Below are 17,795 nucleotides of genomic sequence, written 5' to 3' on the forward strand. Positions count from 1 at the left end.
CTAACCGGCCGAGGAGCCTGGGTCTTCTGCGCCCTTCCCGAGGGGTTCGGCACGTTGTTGCAGTGTCACTTGTCCGTTGACGTTCCTCCACCGGTGCCCGTTGATGTCGGTCAGCGAGAGGCTGACCTGGTAGGTGCCGATTGAGCGGTAGCTCTCGCGGAACGGTTTGCCGGTGTCGAGGTCAACTACGAAGGTGTGGCTTTCTCCTGCGACCAGCAGCGGCCACGCCTTGATGTTCCGCGGGTCGCCGTTGTCGGTCATCGTCCAGGGGACCGAGCGATAGACCGGGCGGCCGGCCTCCTTCGTCTCTCGATGCCATGCGACCCGGATCTCCTCGAGCAGGATGTTCCGTATCGGTAGCTCGCTGTAGTTGGTGACAGTGAACGCGAACGCATTTTCTGGACGACCGAACACCTTCTCCACCCCGGGAGTGGTCAAGACGTTGCGGGCTTGGCGTGCATCACGGTCGTAGCGGTCCTCTCGATCGATTCGTCCGTCGCGGATCGCTATTCCGAGAGCTGTCGCAACGGCGAGGATGGTGCCGATCGCGCCGACCCATGCGCCGCTCGCAGCAACCCACTGGGATGTCCAGCCTCCGCGCACGAACCACCCGAACAGTCCTCCAGCGAGCAACCCGCCCGCCGCGGCCGCGCCGACACATACCCAGAACCATCGCCTCGTCACGCCGAGATCCTGTCATCTTCTGGTGAGCACGCAACCGCAACTTGCGCCACTCCGGTTCGACGCTGGGAAGGCACATCTTGCACTGTCCGTGGGCCTCCCGCAGCAGCTGCTCGAGATCGGTTCCGGCGGAGCACCCTTCGGGTGCCGGTGTCGTTGACCCCATCCCGTTCGACCCACGAACCCACGCCCTTGATCGCGTCAGGCCACGTCCGATTGCCACCTGACCCCCATGGGTAGGCGGTACCGCTGTGGCACCAGGCTCTCGTTTCGCGACGACGCGAGTGGTGGCGTACGTCCCCGGCGTACGACTGGGCTACGGGGAGCAGGCTGGTGGTTGCGGCGGGCTCTGCGGATAACGCCGGGCACGCGGTCGGAGTTCGGTTGCGTGCGTCGTGCCCTGGCCGGGAGTCGAACCCGGCAACCATCGCCGTGAAGTGAGGTTCCCCCCGAACCGTAGAGGCATCGATAATGAGGAGCACGATGCCAGAGAAGCGGAAGAAGTACGACCGGGAGTTTCGTGATGGGGCGGTCCGGATCGTCGAGGAGACAGGTAAGCCGATCGCCCAGGTCGCTCGAGACCTGGGGGTCAACGAGGGCACCTTGGGTAACTGGGTCAACCGGGCGCGCGCCGAGCGGGAGGGCCGCGGCGAGCTGACCGTTGATGACGCTGCTGAGCTCAAACGGTTGCGTGACGAGGTCGCCGAGCTGCGCATGGAGCGTGATGTCCTCAAGCGATCAGTGGTCCTGTGGGTGAAGGAGGCGACGAAGTGAGCGTGGCACGCTTTATCGCCGACCAGAGGACCAGCTATCGGGTGCCACACGCGGTGTCCTGCCGGCTGCTCGGGGTCAGCGAGGCGTGGTTCTACAAATGGCATAAGCGGACCCAATCGCCGGGTGCGGCAACGGGTTTGCACACCACCCGCGACTATCGCCGGGACACCATCGACCGGGCCGTGGCGGTGGCGTTCGACAAGGCCCGCGGCCTGCACGGGTCACCGCGCCTGCATGCGGATCTGCGTGCTGACGGGTGGACGGTGACCGAGAAGACTGTCGCTGATTCGATGTGTCGTCAGGGCCTGGTCGCGCGGCGGATCCGCCGGCGCAACGGGCTGACCCGTCAGGACAAGACCGCCCCGAAGTTCCCCGATTTGTTGGGTCGCGATTTCACCGCACAGTGCCCCGATCAGCGGTGGGTCGGCGACATCACCGAGATCCCGACCGCGGCGGGCAAGCTGTATCTGGCCACGGTCATCGACCTCTACAGTCGCCGCCTGCTGGGGGCGGCCACCAGTCGTCACCCGGATGCAGCGTTGGCGTGTGCGGCGATCGAGATGGCGGTCGCCACGCGGGGCGGTATGCAGGCGATATGGCGTGATGACGATGCGCAGAAGCTGATTTTCCACACCGATCGTGGGTCGACGTACACCGCGAAACGGTTCACCAGGCTGTGCCAGAAGATGGGTATCCGGCAGTCGATGGGCCGGGTCGGATCGTGTTTCGACAACGCCGCAGCGGAGGCATTCTTCTCTTCTTTGGAGTGGGAAGTGTTGTCACGCAACGAGTTCCATACTATCATGGAGGCGCAGGCGGTCGTGTTGGAGTGGTGCTACGGCTTCTACAATCACCAGCGTCGCCACAGCGCGATCGGGATGATGAGTCCGGTCGACTACGAGAACACCGCAGTCACCGAGCCCGAAGCCGCATAGAGGAGTCCTCCACGATTCCGGGGGAACCACAAAGTACGTGGTTGACCGTCAGGGCTGATTGGGTGTGAGTCAGACTCACCCCCATGAGGGAAAGTGGGGAATTTCCCCTCTTTCGAGGTGGAGTTCTCTGCACGGCCGTTACAGCCGTGGGCCTGCACTAGCGTTACGCCAGTCCAGGTCGGGCAACCACGGGCGTTACAGCAGTGGTTGACGCGGATGCCCTTGATCACAATGTGACTAACGGCAAGGGGGTCTGGATTTCAGGTCCGACCCTTCACTGGCGGTGGACTTTGCACCAGGGACCGTTGCGGCATGGCTTGCCCGAGCGGGTCATACGCCCGCACCGGGTGCGCCGAACCTTCACCGCGAACTCGGCTGGCAGCTTGCCCAGCCGCTCGTGCGCCGGCGGGGTCCGTCCGGGGCACTTCTCATCCGCATGTTCGGTGTCGTACAACCAGAGATACTCACCGCCAGCGGAGCCGATGAGGGTGTGAAGCTCCCAGCGATCACTCATCGCCTCGGTGCTTGCGTGATCGTGGATCGTGTAGTTCTCGCCATCGGCGTACTCGATGTGCAGGCAGTCGGGGCAGGCTCGCCAGTGGTTGGGTGTCTGGAAGACGCGTCTGCAGTGTTTGCACCAGCGGTCGAGGACGTAGGCGAGCTGGTCACGGTAACCGCGCTCGAAATCGTCGTCGTCACGGAGGGTCATTGTGCTCAACATCTGTTCGGCGACGCGGGTCTTGTCGTCGCCCGATGCGGCCTGACGTTCTGCGAGTTCCTTCTCGGCGGCTCGGACGCCGGCGTTGTAGGCGCTCACTGGTCCAGCCCCAGCCATGTCGCCACCGCGGGCATCGGTGCGAGAAGGTCGTCGACCTCGTCGCCGGTCGCGATGCAGAGGGCCTGAACGACGCGGCGGGCTAACTGCTCGACGTCGCCACGGTCGTAGTCGACGGCTTCCTCGAGCCGCCATACTGCCTCGCGAAGGTTGGCAGCGTGGTCGCACTCGGTGTCTTGTTCGTAGAGGTCCCAGGCGTGACGGATCAGGGTCTCGGCCGAGACGGTCGTCGGCGCGGTCATGCGTGCCAACCAAGTTCGATGCACACGGCCATCACGGCGAGCGGGATGAAGTAGAAGGCCAGCGCCACAACTGCGGTGGCGCAGGCGGATAAGGTGTGGGAACGGTTCACGGCGACCTCCGTGGATCGAGGCCCCGGCGGTGCTACGAACACCGAGCGGGGCCGACTTGTATGTCGGCGACCCGCTCGGACATTCCGCACGTATTCCGCACGAAACAAGAAAGGCCCGGTGGAAACCGGGCCTGACCTGCTATTTCTCTGCTCCCCCAACTGGACTCGAACCAGTAACCGTTCGATTAACAGTCGAATGCTCTGCCAATTGAGCTATGGGGGATTGCTCGGCCCTCGTTCGGCGCCGCGGGCGCTTCACTTGAACCGAGGACAGACTCTAGCGCATGCCGCTGCCGGACGACAAAACGGCAGGTCAACGGCATACGACGTGGCGGCAGTTGTGTCCGGACATCGGACACAACTGCCGCAGATCCTACGACTTCAGTGACCGGCGACGACGTCGGCTTCGTCGACCTCCACCGGCGTCCGCGCACCGGGCAGGAACCAGTAGGCGAAGCACACCGCCCCGAAGAACAGGTAGCCCAGCGAGACCTCGGGCGCGGCCGCCCACGACACCTCCGGCGCGTGGATGAGGCCGATGAACGAGAGCACCGCCCCCACCGCCGCGGCGATGGCCGCGAAGTGGAACTTCTTCTCCAGGATGAAGGTGACGATCGTGCCGAGGATCAGCCCGACGAGCACCGCTCCCTCGCCGAGCGTCTTGAGGCCCTCGTAGATCACGCCGGCACTGTTCATCGCCTCCATGCCTACCTCGTCGACCGTGGTCCCCGCCGCCGAGAGCGCGTTGTCGATGAGTCCGCGCCCCCACTCGGCCAGGTTCGGCAGCAGCGCCGCGACCACCGCGACCGCGTGCAGGCGCGGCACCGCCTGGAAGGCCTGTGCCCCGATCAGCAAGCCGATGAACAGCAGGATCGGCACGATCGCCGGCACCGGCAGCAGGTAGTTCAGCACCCCGAACAGACCGAGGAAACACAGCAGGCCGATCGCTGCTCCACTGGCCAGCGAGTAGCTCGCGCGACCACCGGCGTCCTTCCAACCCGGATGACCGATGTACACGGCCGGCGGGAACGGCGAACCGAACGCCGCACCGATGCATGCACCGGCGCCGTCGGCCAACAGGACGCTGCGGAGGTTGTAGTTGTCCCCGGCGGCCGCCGCGCTCTCCACATTGCTCATCGCCTCGGTGAAGTTGTAGACGCCCAGCGGTATTGCCGTACCGAGTAGCGGAGCGAGATCACCGAGGCCGTTGAACAACAGGTCGAATCGCTGGTCCGGGATGCCGACGGCGATGTCTTCGACGGCCGCGGTCAGGTCCGGCACCGACATGAACCCGCCTGCCCAGCCGATCGCCGTACCGACGAGCAGCGCGGCGAGTCCGACGGGCACGTTGCCGGGCAGCTTCACATCGGTGAAGAAGCCGATGAGGATGATCGCCAGCACCGGCAGACCGATCCACGCGGCCTCCCAGATCTGCCCTGCCGGACGCATCGAGATGAACGTGATCGAGATACCGGCCAGGGTGCCGAGCATCGCGGCGCGCGGCGTCAGCTTGCGCACGTAGGGGCCGACGAAGGCACCGATCATGACGATGACACCGATCATGAACGCCCACGCCAGACCGGCCTGCCACGCCTGGATGGCGTCCTTGGTGTTCAGATACACCGGCAGCATCACCACGAACACCACGATGAACATGTGCGGGACGCTCGGCCCGTACGGCAGGGCCGTCACGTCGTCGCGTCCCTCCCGCGCGGCGAGGCGTCGGGCCAGGAACGTGTAGTACAGGTTGCCCAGGATCAGCGCGACGCCCAGCGCGGGCAGCACGGTGCCGAGGACGTTGTCCGGGCTGAGACCGATCACGCCGATCATCAAGCCGGTCAACGTCAGCACGTTGACGAGGATGTTGAAACCGAGACCGAAGAAGGCGTTGGTGTCTCCGCGCGTCCACCACGCGACCTTCGGGGTTGCAGCCGGTGACGGCGGGTCGGTGGTCGGGGCTGGATCGGTGGTGGCGCTCATGAATTCCTCCGGACTGCTGGGGTTTGATGGGGAAAACGAGACGCCGATGTCTCGTCTGGGTAGGTTGGATCGTTCTCAGACGGCGGGTTCCACAGGCGCTCGCCCGTTCAGCAGCGGGATGATCGCCGTGCCGGGCGCGGTCCAGCCGAAGATGCCTCCCTGCGCCGCGATCATCTCCAGGCCGACGCGCTGGAAATCGGGGAAGTACGAACCGACACAATCGGATACGACGACGCACTCGAAACCTCGGTCGTTGGCCTCACGCGTGGTGGTGTGGACGCACACCTCGGTGGTCACGCCGGTCACCAGTAGTTGCGTGATCTCGTTGTCGGCCAGCACCTTCGACAGTTCGGTCGCATAGAACGCCCCCTTGCCGGGCTTGTCGATGACGACCTCGGTGTCGAGCGGGGCGAGTTCATCGATGATGTCGTGCCCGTACTCACCGCGGATCAGGATGCGCCCGAACGCCCCCGGGTCGCCGATCCGCTTCGACGGTTGGCCGCGGTTGAGCTTGGCCGGCGGGCAATCCGACAGGTCTGGCAGATGCCCCTCCCGGGTGTGGATGACGAGCATCCCGACCGCCCGCGCGGCGTCGAGCAGAGCAGCGAGGGGTTCTACGACGCGCTGCAGTTGCGAGACGTCGTTGCCGAGGGTTTCGCCGAAACCGCCCGGCAACAGGAAGTCCCGCTGCATGTCGATGATGATCAGCGCGGTCTGGTCCAGGTCGAGTTCGATCGGACCGGGCAGCGCGTCGAGGATGACGGTCGTGGGCATCGAATGGCCTTCCGAGGTGGGTGTTCGCGGGTTTCAGGACGCGGGAAGCGTGGTCGAGGTGCGGACCTCACCGGCCGACGACGACCGGTCGCGCGGTTCGTCGAGCAGAGCGGCCGCCAACTGGAGCACGGTGTCGTCGGTGAGTGCGGCCCCGAGAAGCATCGCGCTGTGGGGCCGACCGTCGGATGTCACACCTTGCGGAACGGCGATCCCGGTGAGGTCGAGGAGATTTCCGAAATGCGTGTAATGACCGAGCATCGTGTTGGTCGCGATCGGTTGCGCCAGGACCTCCTCGACGGTGAACGTCCGCCCGATCGTCGGTACCACGAGGACATCGATCCCCTTCCACACCCGACCGACCTCGGCCCGCAGCTCCTGCAATCGCTGCAGCGCAGCGAAAGCGTCGACGGCGGTGTACTTCTCGCCGCTGCGAAGAATGTCGCGGACCACGGGATGGATCTCGTCGGGCTTCTCGGCGAGGAAGCCCCCGAAGACGACCAGTCGCTCCGCGACCCACGGTCCCGAGTACAGGAGCTCCCCGGCCGCCAGGAACGGCACCAAGGAGACGTCGACGATCTCGACGCCACCCGGTAAGGCCAGATGTGCCAGACGGTTTCGGAATGCGAGGTGCGCCTCGCGCATGGCGTCGTCGCCGAAGAACTCCAATTCCTCGACCGGCGGGAGGCCGACCGTGATCGTCGAGCCGTCGAATCCGGGTCCGCGGTCGCGGGACCACGGATCAGCGTCGTCGCGGCCCATCATCACGCTCATGACACGATCCATGTCGTCGACGGTCGCGGTCATCGCCGTGATGCAGTCGAGGGACTTGCAGGCCGGGACCAGCCCCACCGTGCTGATCAGACCGCGCGACGGTTTGTATCCGACGATGCCATTGAGTGCAGCAGGCACCCGCCCCGATCCGGCGGTGTCAGTGGCGACGGCGAAGGGGACGTCGCCGTGTGCCACCGCGAGGGCTGAGCCGGAACTCGAACCGCCGGAGATCATCTCGTTGCCGTAGACCCCGCGCGGCATCGTGGACGGGGTCCGCGTGCCGTTCAGGCCGGTGGCGAACTGGTCCAGATTGGTCTTCCCGATGAACAGCGCGCCGGCGTCGAGCAGGCGCTGTACGACAGGCGCGGTCGTGTCGGGGACGTACGCGTACCCGGGGCAGGAGAGAGTCGTCGGGACGCCGGCCACGTCGATGGAGTCCTTGACGCCGAACGGCACGCCGTAGAGCGGGAGGTCGCGTGCGTCGGGACGACTCTCGAGTTCCGCCGCCGCGGCGAGCACCTCGTCGCGCGGCACGGTCGACAGCCAGGTCCCGTCGTCACCCCGCGCCTCGATGGCGTCGAGGACCATGCGTGCGGTCCGCGTCGGGGATCCGCTCCCGTGTAGGTGCGAGTCGAGGATCTCGGCAACCGTGGGACCGGTGGTGGGCCCGCCCAAAAGAGTCATACCGTCGATTGTCGACAGAATCATGGCGCCTGCGGAACGGCTGTGTGTCGATTGTGTTAGCTGGTCAGCGCGGCTGTTCGTCCCCGGCTGTGGCCGAAACCAGGTCCAGGTAGTGGAGGTGGCCGTGATCGTGGAGGGCCGCGATCGCCGCCGCGGCGTCATTGCGTTCGAGTGCGTCGAGGATCGCCTGGTGCCGGTGGAACCCGTCGTCGGGGCCGTGGTGGTCGGCGGTCTCGGTTCGCAGGTTGACCGCCATCGGCAGCTGTAACTTCAGCAGGATCGGTTCGAGGGTGATGTCGAGCTGTCGATTCCCGGCCAGTCCGACGACGGCGGCATGGAATCGACGGTGCGCGTCATCGCGCGCGAGATCGTCTGTGGCACGGCGCATCGCATCGATCGCCGCACGAACAGGCGCGAGCTGCGATGCCGGATCGGTCAACGGCAGGGCGGCCTCGACGGCATACCGTTCGAGCACCTGGCGCAGCTCGAACAGCTGCAGGATGTCCCGGGGCGACCACTCCGCGACCCGGACCCCACGACGTGGCTGGTGTTCGACGAGCCCCTGCTGGGCGAGCAGCCGCAACGCCTCACGTACCGGTGCCCGGCTGATCCCGAGATCGGCACACAACGTCTCTTCGACGATCTTCGCACCCGGCGCGAGAGCACCACTCAAAATGGCGTCCCGGATACGGCGGCCGGCCACGTCGACAAGACTCTCCGGCAGCTCACCGCCACCGTGAGACGCCTCCCCGACCGTCATCCGCGCACCCTCCCGTCCGCCGTGTCCGATTTTGCGCTAGTGTAGCGCCGTCGACTGTCGACCGTTTTCCATGACAGTTGGCTGCAGCCACCGAAGCACAGTGCGGTAATCTCCTCCCGCGGGCCGGGTGCCCGTACGGGGAGTTAGCTCAGTTGGTTAGAGCCGTCGACTCATAATCGATTGGTCGCGGGTTCAAGTCCCGCACTCCCCACCATTCGGCGACGATCAGTCGTCGCCCGCGATCGCCTCCCGCAGCGCGGCCGTCACCGCGGAGGGGTTGTCGACGTTCATCAGGTGCCCGGCGTCCGGGATCACGCGGTAGGTCACGTCCGTCAGACCGTCGACGATCATGCGAGCGGCCTTCTCCGGGCAGAGTGTGTCGCCCTGCGCGGCGATCACATCGACGTGCTGACGGATCTCGGAAAGCCGTGGGGTCAGCGGCTGCTCGCGCACCCGGGCCATCGCGCGTGCAGCGTTGGCATAGCCGGCACCCTCCCCGATCGCCTCGAGTCTCCTGGCCGCGATCTCGTCGACACGATCATGGGCGGACACCAGCCCGGAGACGGTGTCGTCGCGCATCGCCGCCCGGAACTCGTCGCTCGAGGTGTCGGCGGCCTGACCGGCGCGATGCGTGTAGAACTCGGCCGCGGCTCGCCCCACCACCGACGACGTACCGAGCACGATCGCCCGGCTCACCAGATCCGGCCGCTCGGCAGCCGCCCAGAGGACGATCGTCCCACCGGCGGAGAAGCCGACGACGACGGCCGGCCCGGTCACGGCCTCGAGGAACCCGACGAGATCCCGGCCGAGCTGCTCCAGGGTCCCCTCGGCCTCCCCGACCGTCGTCGAGCCGTGGCCGCGCAGGTCGACGGCGAAGGTGTGCCGGTCGGCGAGGTCGCGCTGCGTGTGCGCCCAACTCCGACCGTCTTCACCCAGTCCGTGCACCAGAACGATTGGCGCCGAGATTGATTCGTCGCTCCCCTGTTCCGAGTAGTTCACTGTGAGATCGCCGATCGACACCATCGTCATGGATTCAGGCTCTCACACGCGCGACACCCGGCCCCGCTCACCTCTCGACCCGGCACCAGAACTCGGTCTCGCCCGGAATCCGCGTCAGCCGCACCTCGCCGCCACCGGGACGATCGAAGATCCGGACCCCGTCGCCCAGGAAGACCGGGACGTGGAAGACGAGGACCTCGTCGAGCAAGCCGGCGTCGATCATCTGCCGCGCGACGTCGGCGCCGATGACCGTGACGTACCCATCTCCCGCCATCCTCGTGGCCTCCGCGACAGCACGGTGCAGGTCGGTGACGAAGGTGACGCCCTCCACCGGGTCGGCGGGCGGATTGTGCGTGAGAACCACTGTCGGGCCCTGGTATTCGCCCTCGAACGCACCTTCGCGGTCGGTGCCCTTGTTCGGGTCGTCGCCCCCGAAACTGCGATTCCCCACGAGCAGGGAGCCCGTCTGGTCCCGGAGCCGCCGGGCGGCTGAATTGTCCTCGTCCTCGCCGAAGAACCGCGTCAGCCAGGACATGTCTCCGCCGGGACCTGCGATGAACCCGTCGAGGGACGCGGTCGCCGAATAGATGGTGGTCGCCATGGTGTTCTCCGTTCAGACGTGGTCGATGTACAGACCGCCTGAACCGTTCCGACTCATCGCGCCCGGCGGAAGGCCTTTGCCGAGAGCGACTCAGCCGACGTCGACGGTCGGGTCGAGGGCCTGCTCCAGCAGGCTACGGCGATAGGCCTCCAGGGCCACGAGGTCGCCGAAGACGGCGTTGTAACCGTCCGGGTCGTCGCTGGGTGCCATCCGACGCAGTCGTGACTTGATGTCGGCGATCTGCGAACCGACCCACACTTCCTGCAGTCGAGCGAGGACGCTCGTGATGTAGCGGGCGATGTTGTCCTCGTCGACGCGCATCGACTCGACGGCGAGCTCGGTGACCAGCGGGTCGATGACCGGGTCGTCGACGGCGTTGCGCACGGAGTCGACCCAGGCGGCCCCGCCCAGACCCGACGACGTGCCGCCGATGCTGATCATCGCCTGTCGCACAATGGCATACGCAGGCTCGTCGAAGCATTCGACGGGTAGCGAGTCGAAGACGGTCCCAGCAATCGCCGGGTACTGCAGCGCGGCCTTGAGGGCTTCACGCTGGGGCCACAGCCGCGGGTCGTTGGGCTGGGGGCGTGCGGACGTCGGTGCCGTCTCCGCTTCCGGCCGGTTGCGCGCGGGAGCACCGCGTCGACCGCCTCGCCCGGAATCGGCGCCGCCCTTGGCCTTCCGGATCTTTGCGCCTTCTTCGCGCACCCGACCGAGGACCTGGCTCACTTCTTCCCAGCCGACCCAGCCGGCGAGCTGGCGGGCGTATTCGTCGCGCAGCGCGACGTCCTTGATGCGGGCGACCACCGGGACCGTGTCACGCAGGGCGTGCACGCGACCCTCGGCGGTGTCGAGGTCGTGTTCGGTCAGCAGCGTCTTGATCGCGAACTCGAACATCGGCACCCGGCGGGCGATGAGGTCGCGCACCGCGGCGTCTCCCCTGGCCTGACGGAGCTCGCACGGGTCCATGCCCTCCGGTGCGATCGCCACGAAGGTCTGACCCGAGATGGACTGCTCTCCCTCGAAAGCCTTGAGCGCGGCGGCCTTTCCTGCGTCGTCGCCGTCGAAGGTGTAGATGACCTCACCGCGGAAGTACGAGTCGTCCATCATCAGGCGCCGGATCAGCGCGAGGTGATCCTCCCCGAAGGCGGTGCCACACGAGGCAACGGCGGTGGTGACGCCGGCGAGATGCATCGCCATGACATCGGTGTAACCCTCGACCACGACCACCTGATGCCCCTTGGCGATGCTCTTCTTCGCGTGGTCGAGACCGAACAAGACCTGAGACTTCTTGTACAGCATGGTCTCCGGCGTGTTCATGTACTTGCCGAGGTTGTCGTCGTCGAACAGCTTGCGAGCGCCGAAGCCGATGATGTCCCCGCCGAGATTGCGGATCGGCCAGAGCAGTCGCCGATGGAATCGGTCGATCGGTCCCTTGCGGCCCTGTTTGGAGAGACCGGCCGCCTCGAGTTCGCTGAACTCGAAGCCCTGCGACAACAACGCCTTGGTCATCGTGTCCCAGCCGGCGGGCGCATAGCCGCACCCGAACTGGATGGCGGCCGCGGCGTCGAAATCCCGCTCGGACAGATAGTCCCGCGCCGCCTGCGCCTCGGGGGTCTGCAGTGCGGCCTGGTAGAACTTCGCGGCGGCGGCGTTGGCGGCGACGAGCCGGGCACGCGTACCACGGTCCCGCTTGATCGCGGTGCCGCCGCCCTCGTAGTTGATCTGATAGCCGAGCCGGTCGGCGAGCTGCTCCACGGCCTCGACGAAACTGATGTGCTCCTGCTTCTGCAGGAAGCTGTAGACGTCGCCGCCCTCCCCGCAGCCGAAACAATGGAAGTGGCCGTGGTTGGGACGAACGTGGAACGACGGCGACTTCTCGTCGTGGAACGGGCACAGACCCTTGAGGCTGTCGGCACCTGCTCGCCGCAGTGCGACGTAGTCGCCGACGATGTCCTCGATCCTCGTCTGCTCACGGATCGCCGTGATGTCACGATCGGGAATTCGGCCTGCCACGCGTCCAGTGTAGTGACCCCGGTCGATCGGTCCGGCCGGGCACTCGACACACGCCGTCCGCGAGAGGGATCAGGCGTCTCGGCAGGTCCCCGGCCCGAAAACCACCCCGGAGAAGGGCCCCTGGTTTCCGCCCCCGAGTTCCGCTCCGCGCCGAGAACCGCCCCTGATAGCCGCCCCGGGTTTCCGCCCAGGCCGGAAAAGCACCCCTCATATCCGCCCCGGGTATCCGCCCCGGCCGGAAAACCGCCCCTGGAAACAACCCCACAGCGCCGCGCCGCGACCCATATGTCGCCGCCGGAGCTGTGGAGGGCGCTTTCCCGGGGCGGTTATCGGTGCGGGGCGGAAACCGGGGGCGCTTTCCCGGGGCGGTTATCGGAGCGGGGCGGAAACCGGGGGCGCTTTCCCGGGGCGGTTATCGGAGCGGGGCGGAAACCGGGGGCGCTTTCCCGGGGCGGTTATCGGAGCGGGGCGGAAACCGGGGGCGCTTTCCCGGGGCGGTTATCGGAGCGGGGCGGATGCCCGGGGCGCTTTCCCGGGGCGGTTTTCAGCGCGGGGCGGAAACCAGGGGCGCTTTTCAGACGCCGCCCCGCCCACGGCCTCACCCCAGGTGCGCTTGAGCCCCGGAGTTCTGCTTGTCCGTGCGCTCCAGACGGCCCTCGGTCATCGACGCGATCTGATCGACGATGACCCGCATCCGGGCCGCGTCGTCGGCCGCGGCGTTCCACCGGGGCACGAAGATCGGGTCGAGTCCACCGGGAGCGGCTTCGACGAACCAGTTGGCGACGCGGTGAATCCGCTCGCGCTGCCGCTGCTGGGTCGCCTTGTGTCGTTCGTTGGAGAAGATGAACCGCAGCGCCATGGTCTTGAGCATGGGGACCTCGGCGGCGATGAGCGGGGGCACCTCGAGATCGGCGTCGTAGCGTGACACCGGCCGGTCCCCCACCATCGCGCGCGTACCGGTGATGGCGGCCGACGCGAATCGTCCGATGAGCTCACTGGTGAGACGTTTGAGGGCGACATACGAGTCGAGGGTGCCGTCGAAGACTCCGACCGCCCGCACGATGTCCATCTCGTGGAGTCGCCGGGCGGCGTCGACGAGTGCCTCCGGGTCCAGGCCGGGGAATTCCTTGGCGCCGATCTCCGCCATCTCCCGTCGGTCCTGCGGGTCGCCGAGGCTACGCAGGTCGATTCGGCCGCCGATGACGCCGTCCTCGAGATCGTGCACCGAATAGGCGACGTCGTCGGACCAGTCCATGATCTGGGCTTCGATGCACTTCCGGGTTCCGGGCGCGTTCCGGCGAACCCAGTCGAGCGTCGCGGCGTCGTCATCGTAGGCGCCGAACTTCCCGCCGGGGGTGCGTCGAGTCCACGGGTACTTCAACGTCGCGTCGAGCGAGGCACGCGTCAGGTTGAGCCCTGCGCTGTGGCCCTCGGCGTCGAGCAGCTTCGGCTCGAGCCGGGTGAGGATGCGCAGGTTCTGCGCGTTGCCCTCGAAGCCGCCGTGGTCGGCGGCCACCTCGTCGAGCGCGCGCTCGCCGTTGTGCCCGTAGGGCGGGTGCCCGATGTCGTGGGCGAGGCCCGCGAGTTCGACGAGGTCGGGTTCGGCGCCCAGCCCGATGGCGATACCGCGACCGATCTGCCCGACCTCGAGCGAATGGGTCAGGCGGGTACGCGCGGTGTCGCCCTCGCGGGGCCCGACGACCTGTGTCTTGTCGGCGAGGCGACGCAATGCGGCGGAATGCAGCACGCGAGCGCGGTCGCGGGCGAAGGCGCTGCGGTGATCCGTCCGGGTGCCCGGCAGGCTCGCGACCTTGGCACCTTCGGGGACAAAACGTTCGACGGCCTCGTCGCCGTAGGTGGCCATGTCCGGAAGGACATGGCCGGCGGCGCCGGAACCGGATTGACTGCTAGTCAAGCACCCAGCCCCGGCCGACCGCGAAATCGGTGACCCGCTGGCGGATGGCCACGATCTGGCGTGCGGTCAGGTCGTCGTCGGCGTCGAGGAGAAGCTCGGTCAGCTCCTCGGTGAACGCGCCGGCGTCGAGCGAGCCACCGCCACCGCGCGGACGCCGACCGTGATCGTCACGACGATGCCCGCGGTCACCACGATCGCCGCGGTCGCCACGTCCGTGGTGATCGTCGCGGCGATGCGCACGTGCACCCGCCGAATCGTCGGCCGGAGCCTCTTCGGTCACGGCGACGTTGATCGCCTTGGAACCGCGGTCGGTCTCCTCGATGTCGAAGGTCACCTTGGCACCCGGTTTCAGCGAGTCCTCGTCGATGTCGATGTCGTTGATGTGAAGGAACACATCGGCACCGCCCGATTCCGGCGCCAGAAACCCGAATCCCCGATTCGCGTCGTAATGGACGACTTTCCCGCTGACAGACACGACTCCACTCACTCTCTCGTCGCGCGCATGACGGGCCCCATGCCCTCCTCCGCGCGACAACTCGCCCTCAATTGTGACAGACAACCGCAGGTCAGGCGGAATCGTGCCCGTCCCGCCACACCGGGGGTACCAGGTGTGGCGGGCGGTGGTCAGGCGCCGAGCAGCTTGCCGCCGAGGTATTCGGCGACCTTGTCGAGGGCGACACGCTCCTGGCTCATGGTGTCGCGCTCACGCACGGTCACGGCCTGATCGTCGAGGGTGTCGAAGTCGACGGTCACGCAGAACGGCGTACCGATCTCGTCCTGGCGGCGGTAACGCTTGCCGATGCCCTGCGCGTCGTCGAACTCGACGTTCCAGTGCTTGCGCAGTTCTGCGGCGAGGTCGCGTGCCTTCGGCGACAGTTTCTCGTTGCGCGACAACGGCAGCACCGCGACCTTGATCGGGGCGAGACGACGGTCGAGGCGCAGCACGGTACGGGTGTCGGTGCCGCCCTTGGCATTCGGCACCTCTTCCTCGGTGTACGCGTCGCACAGGAACGCCATCAGCGAACGGGTCAGGCCGGCTGCGGGCTCGATGACGTACGGGGTGTAGCGCTCGCCGGTGGCCTGGTCGAAGAACGACAGGTCCTCGCCGGAGTGCTTGCTGTGGGTGGTGAGGTCGTAGTCGGTGCGGTTGGCGACGCCCTCGAGCTCACCCCAGGGGTTGCCGGCGAACCCGAACTTGTACTCGACGTCGACGGTCCGCTTGGAGTAGTGCGACAGCTTCTCCTTGGGGTGGTCGTAGAGTCGCAGGTTCTCCGGATCGATGCCCAGGTTGACGTACCAGTTGAAACGCTGATCGATCCAGTACTGGTGCCACTCTTCGTCCTCGCCCGGCTTGACGAAGAACTCCATCTCCATCTGCTCGAATTCGCGGGTGCGGAAGATGAAGTTGCCCGGTGTGATCTCGTTGCGGAAGCTCTTGCCGATCTGCGCGATGCCGAACGGCGGCTTCTTGCGCGCGGTGGTCATCACGTTCTTGAAGTTCACGAAGATGCCCTGCGCGGTCTCCGGACGGAGGTAATGCAGACCCTCTTCGTCGTCGACGGGGCCGAGGAAGGTCTTCATCAGCCCGCTGAACGCCTTGGGCTCGGTCCAGTTGCCGGGCTGGCCGGTCTCCGGGTCGTTGATGTCGGCGAGGCCGTTCTCCGGCGGGTGCCCGTGCTTGGCCTCGTAGGCCTCGATCAGGTGATCGGCGCGGTAGCGCTTGTGGGTGTGCAGCGACTCGACGAGCGGATCGGTGAACACCTCGACGTGGCCCGAGGCCTCCCAGACCTGACGCGGCAGGATGACCGACGAGTCGAGACCGACGACGTCCTCACGGCTGATGACCATGTTCCGCCACCACTGCCGCTTGATGTTGTCCTTGAGCTCGACGCCGAGCGGGCCGTAATCCCAGGCCGACTTGGTGCCGCCGTAGATCTCACCGCACTGGTAGACCAGACCCCGGCGCTTGGCGAGGTTGACGACGGATTCCACTTTGGACTGGGCGGCCACGGTTAACTGCTCTCCACGGGTTGAGGTTCTCGGCTTCGAACTGTTCTGCGCATGCGCGTGCGACCGGGTGGGGTCGGGCGCGCACGGCAACCCCTACAGACTACCGAGCGGGCCCTCCGTTCGACTAAACCAGTCGCCCCAGCAGGCCGATCGCGGCCCGGCCGATGCCGTCTCCCCGGAACTGTCACAGTGGCAGGGTGATCACTCGAGCACGACTGTTGCCCGTCGTCGCCGCGACCGCGGCCGCGGTGGCCTTTCTCGCCGGTTGCGGCGGAGACCAACGCGAGGGTCCGGCACGCAGCGTGTCCTCGGCTCCGGTGTCGACGCCGGCGGTCGGCCCGCCGGTCGTCGAGGTCACTCCGGATGGGCTGGCCGACGCGGTCACCCTCGACCGTGTCATGGGCCATGTCCGGGCGTTCCAGCAGACCGCGGACAACCACGGCGGAACCCGGGCGTCGGGCACACCCGGACATGCCGCGTCGGTGGATTACGTCGCCGGGCTCCTGCGTACCGCCGGGTTCGAGGTCACCACACCCGAGTTCGGCTACCAGCGATTCGACGCCGGGCCCGTGGAACTGACGGCCGACGGGGACAAGATCGATGCGCACGTTCTCGAGTACTCGGCAGGCACCGGCGGCAAGTCCGTGACCGGAAAACCGGTGGAGGTCGGCGCACTGGGATGCGCACCCGGCGACTATCCGCCGGCCGTGCGCGACTCCGTCGCGGTGGTCACCCGAGGTCAGTGCACCTTCGCCGACAAGGCGCGCACCGCCGAGACGGCCGGCGCGGTCGGGGTCGTGGTGGTGAACAACGAGCCGAAGCCGATGCTCGGCTCGACCCTCGGACCCGACGACCGGCCGGGGATCCCGGTGGTCGGGATCAGCTCCGACGACGGGCAGCGCGTGCGGTCGTCATCAGAGGTGAGCCTGTCGGTCGATGCCGAGACGACCCCCGTCACCACCCGCAATGTCGTCGCCGAGACGCGCACCGGGGCCACCGACGACGTCGTGATGGCGGGCGCCCACCTCGACAGCGTCGTCGAGGGACCCGGCATGAACGACAACGGGAGCGGCAGCGCGGCAGTTCTCGAGACCGCGTTGCGACTCGGGTCGTCGCCGCGCGTTCCCCACCGGGTGCGTTTCGCCTTCTGGGGTGGCGAGGAGGACGGGCTGGTCGGCTCCACGGAATACGTTCGTGGACTCGACGCCGCCGAGCGACGCGCCATCGCGCTCTACCTGAACTTCGACATGCTCGCCTCACCGAACGGCGGGTACTTCACCTACGACGGCGACGACTCCGAACACCAGGGTGCCGGCGCCGGGCCCGGCGGCTCCGACGGCATCGAACGCGTCTTCGCGAAGTTCTACGCCGATCGCGGAATCCCGTTGGGCCCGAACGACTTCGACGGTCGATCCGACTACGGACCGTTCATCGCGGCCGGCATACCGTCCGGTGGCGTGGCGACCGGCGCCGAGCGGAAGAAGAGCAAGGAACAGGCCGAGATGTGGGGCGGTACGGCCGGCGAGCCCTTCGATCCGAACTATCACAGCCCGCGCGACACCGTGGACAACGTCAACACCGAATCACTGGCCGTCAACGCCGCCGCCGTCGCCCATGCGGTCGCCACTTACGCGCTCGCGACGAACGGCCCCGACGGCGTTCCGGCGGTCGGCGTGCGGCAGCGAGCCGAGGGCTGAGTCCGCCCTCG

16 protein-coding genes and 2 tRNA genes are annotated in these 17,795 nt (G+C 67.1%); 4 read left to right on the plus strand and 14 right to left on the minus strand.

Annotation, left to right across the window (positions count from 1 at the left end):
- Complete coding sequence (locus tag IHQ52_RS18980; RefSeq protein ID WP_238063750.1) at positions 1 to 684, minus strand: hypothetical protein; 684 nt, start codon at positions 682 to 684, stop codon at positions 1 to 3.
- A 480-nt stretch (positions 685 to 1,164) separates the two neighbouring features.
- Between IHQ52_RS18980 and IHQ52_RS18985 the strand changes: the two genes are divergently transcribed.
- Both IHQ52_RS18985 and IHQ52_RS18990 read left to right on the plus strand, forming a co-directional pair.
- Complete coding sequence (locus tag IHQ52_RS18985) at positions 1,165 to 1,455, plus strand: transposase (protein WP_005195137.1); 291 nt, start codon at positions 1,165 to 1,167, stop codon at positions 1,453 to 1,455.
- Positions 1,452 to 2,390: an IS3 family transposase gene (locus tag IHQ52_RS18990; protein ID WP_094601264.1), complete on the plus strand. Its 939-nt coding sequence runs from the start codon at positions 1,452 to 1,454 to the stop codon at positions 2,388 to 2,390. The genes IHQ52_RS18985 and IHQ52_RS18990 overlap by 4 nt, the downstream gene beginning before the upstream one ends.
- Positions 2,391 to 2,664: 274 nt before the next feature.
- Here the strand turns inward: IHQ52_RS18990 and IHQ52_RS18995 are convergent, their stop codons facing one another.
- The 7 genes from IHQ52_RS18995 to IHQ52_RS19025 all read right to left on the minus strand — a co-directional run bounded on the left by IHQ52_RS18995 (position 2,665) and on the right by IHQ52_RS19025 (position 8,546).
- Positions 2,665 to 3,225, minus strand: a complete 561-nt coding sequence (locus tag IHQ52_RS18995; protein WP_238063751.1) for a hypothetical protein — start codon at positions 3,223 to 3,225, stop codon at positions 2,665 to 2,667.
- A complete protein-coding gene (locus IHQ52_RS19000; RefSeq protein WP_238063753.1) occupies positions 3,204 to 3,467 on the minus strand; it encodes a hypothetical protein in 264 nt (87 codons plus the stop codon). Before IHQ52_RS19000 ends, IHQ52_RS18995 begins: the two co-directional genes overlap by 22 nt.
- A gap of 260 nt (positions 3,468 to 3,727) precedes the next feature.
- Positions 3,728 to 3,800: transfer RNA gene (locus IHQ52_RS19005), tRNA-Asn, on the minus strand.
- 158 nt (positions 3,801 to 3,958) lie between these two features.
- Positions 3,959 to 5,557 (minus strand): SulP family inorganic anion transporter, encoded by a 1,599-nt coding sequence (locus tag IHQ52_RS19010; protein ID WP_238063762.1) that lies wholly within the window; start codon positions 5,555 to 5,557, stop codon positions 3,959 to 3,961.
- 75 nt (positions 5,558 to 5,632) lie between these two features.
- Complete coding sequence (locus tag IHQ52_RS19015) at positions 5,633 to 6,331, minus strand: cysteine hydrolase family protein (RefSeq protein WP_006434890.1); 699 nt, start codon at positions 6,329 to 6,331, stop codon at positions 5,633 to 5,635.
- Positions 6,332 to 6,364: 33 nt separating this feature from the next.
- Positions 6,365 to 7,786: an allophanate hydrolase gene (locus tag IHQ52_RS19020; protein WP_238063765.1), complete on the minus strand. Its 1,422-nt coding sequence runs from the start codon at positions 7,784 to 7,786 to the stop codon at positions 6,365 to 6,367.
- A 64-nt stretch (positions 7,787 to 7,850) separates the two neighbouring features.
- On the minus strand, positions 7,851 to 8,546 hold the full coding sequence (locus tag IHQ52_RS19025; protein WP_006434888.1) for a GntR family transcriptional regulator: 696 nt from the start codon (positions 8,544 to 8,546) through the stop codon (positions 7,851 to 7,853).
- A gap of 137 nt (positions 8,547 to 8,683) precedes the next feature.
- Here IHQ52_RS19025 and IHQ52_RS19030 point away from each other — a divergent pair.
- Positions 8,684 to 8,760 (plus strand) — tRNA-Ile (locus IHQ52_RS19030).
- Between the two features lie 11 nt (positions 8,761 to 8,771).
- Here IHQ52_RS19030 and IHQ52_RS19035 read toward each other — a convergent pair.
- The 6 genes from IHQ52_RS19035 to IHQ52_RS19060 form a co-directional block, all read right to left on the minus strand.
- Positions 8,772 to 9,575, minus strand: a complete 804-nt coding sequence (locus IHQ52_RS19035) for an alpha/beta fold hydrolase (protein ID WP_006434887.1) — start codon at positions 9,573 to 9,575, stop codon at positions 8,772 to 8,774.
- A 37-nt stretch (positions 9,576 to 9,612) separates the two neighbouring features.
- Entirely contained in the window at positions 9,613 to 10,146 is a 534-nt protein-coding gene (locus IHQ52_RS19040; RefSeq protein WP_238063766.1) for a dihydrofolate reductase family protein, read from the minus strand.
- A gap of 90 nt (positions 10,147 to 10,236) precedes the next feature.
- Positions 10,237 to 12,162: a DNA primase gene (gene dnaG / locus IHQ52_RS19045; protein WP_238063774.1), complete on the minus strand. Its 1,926-nt coding sequence runs from the start codon at positions 12,160 to 12,162 to the stop codon at positions 10,237 to 10,239.
- A 598-nt stretch (positions 12,163 to 12,760) separates the two neighbouring features.
- On the minus strand, positions 12,761 to 14,026 hold the full coding sequence (locus IHQ52_RS19050; protein WP_238063777.1) for a deoxyguanosinetriphosphate triphosphohydrolase: 1,266 nt from the start codon (positions 14,024 to 14,026) through the stop codon (positions 12,761 to 12,763).
- Positions 14,027 to 14,069: 43 nt separating this feature from the next.
- Complete coding sequence (locus tag IHQ52_RS19055; protein WP_006434884.1) at positions 14,070 to 14,552, minus strand: cold-shock protein; 483 nt, start codon at positions 14,550 to 14,552, stop codon at positions 14,070 to 14,072.
- 149 nt (positions 14,553 to 14,701) lie between these two features.
- A complete protein-coding gene (locus tag IHQ52_RS19060) occupies positions 14,702 to 16,087 on the minus strand; it encodes a glycine--tRNA ligase (protein ID WP_006434883.1) in 1,386 nt (461 codons plus the stop codon).
- A gap of 164 nt (positions 16,088 to 16,251) precedes the next feature.
- On the opposite strand from IHQ52_RS19060, the gene IHQ52_RS19065 reads away from it, so the two are divergent.
- On the plus strand, positions 16,252 to 17,784 hold the full coding sequence (locus tag IHQ52_RS19065; protein WP_081598182.1) for a M28 family peptidase: 1,533 nt from the start codon (positions 16,252 to 16,254) through the stop codon (positions 17,782 to 17,784).
- Positions 17,785 to 17,795: the final 11 nt, after the last annotated feature.

Source organism: Gordonia amicalis (genome assembly GCF_022059885.1).
In the GTDB taxonomy this organism is placed as follows: domain Bacteria; phylum Actinomycetota; class Actinomycetes; order Mycobacteriales; family Mycobacteriaceae; genus Gordonia; species Gordonia amicalis.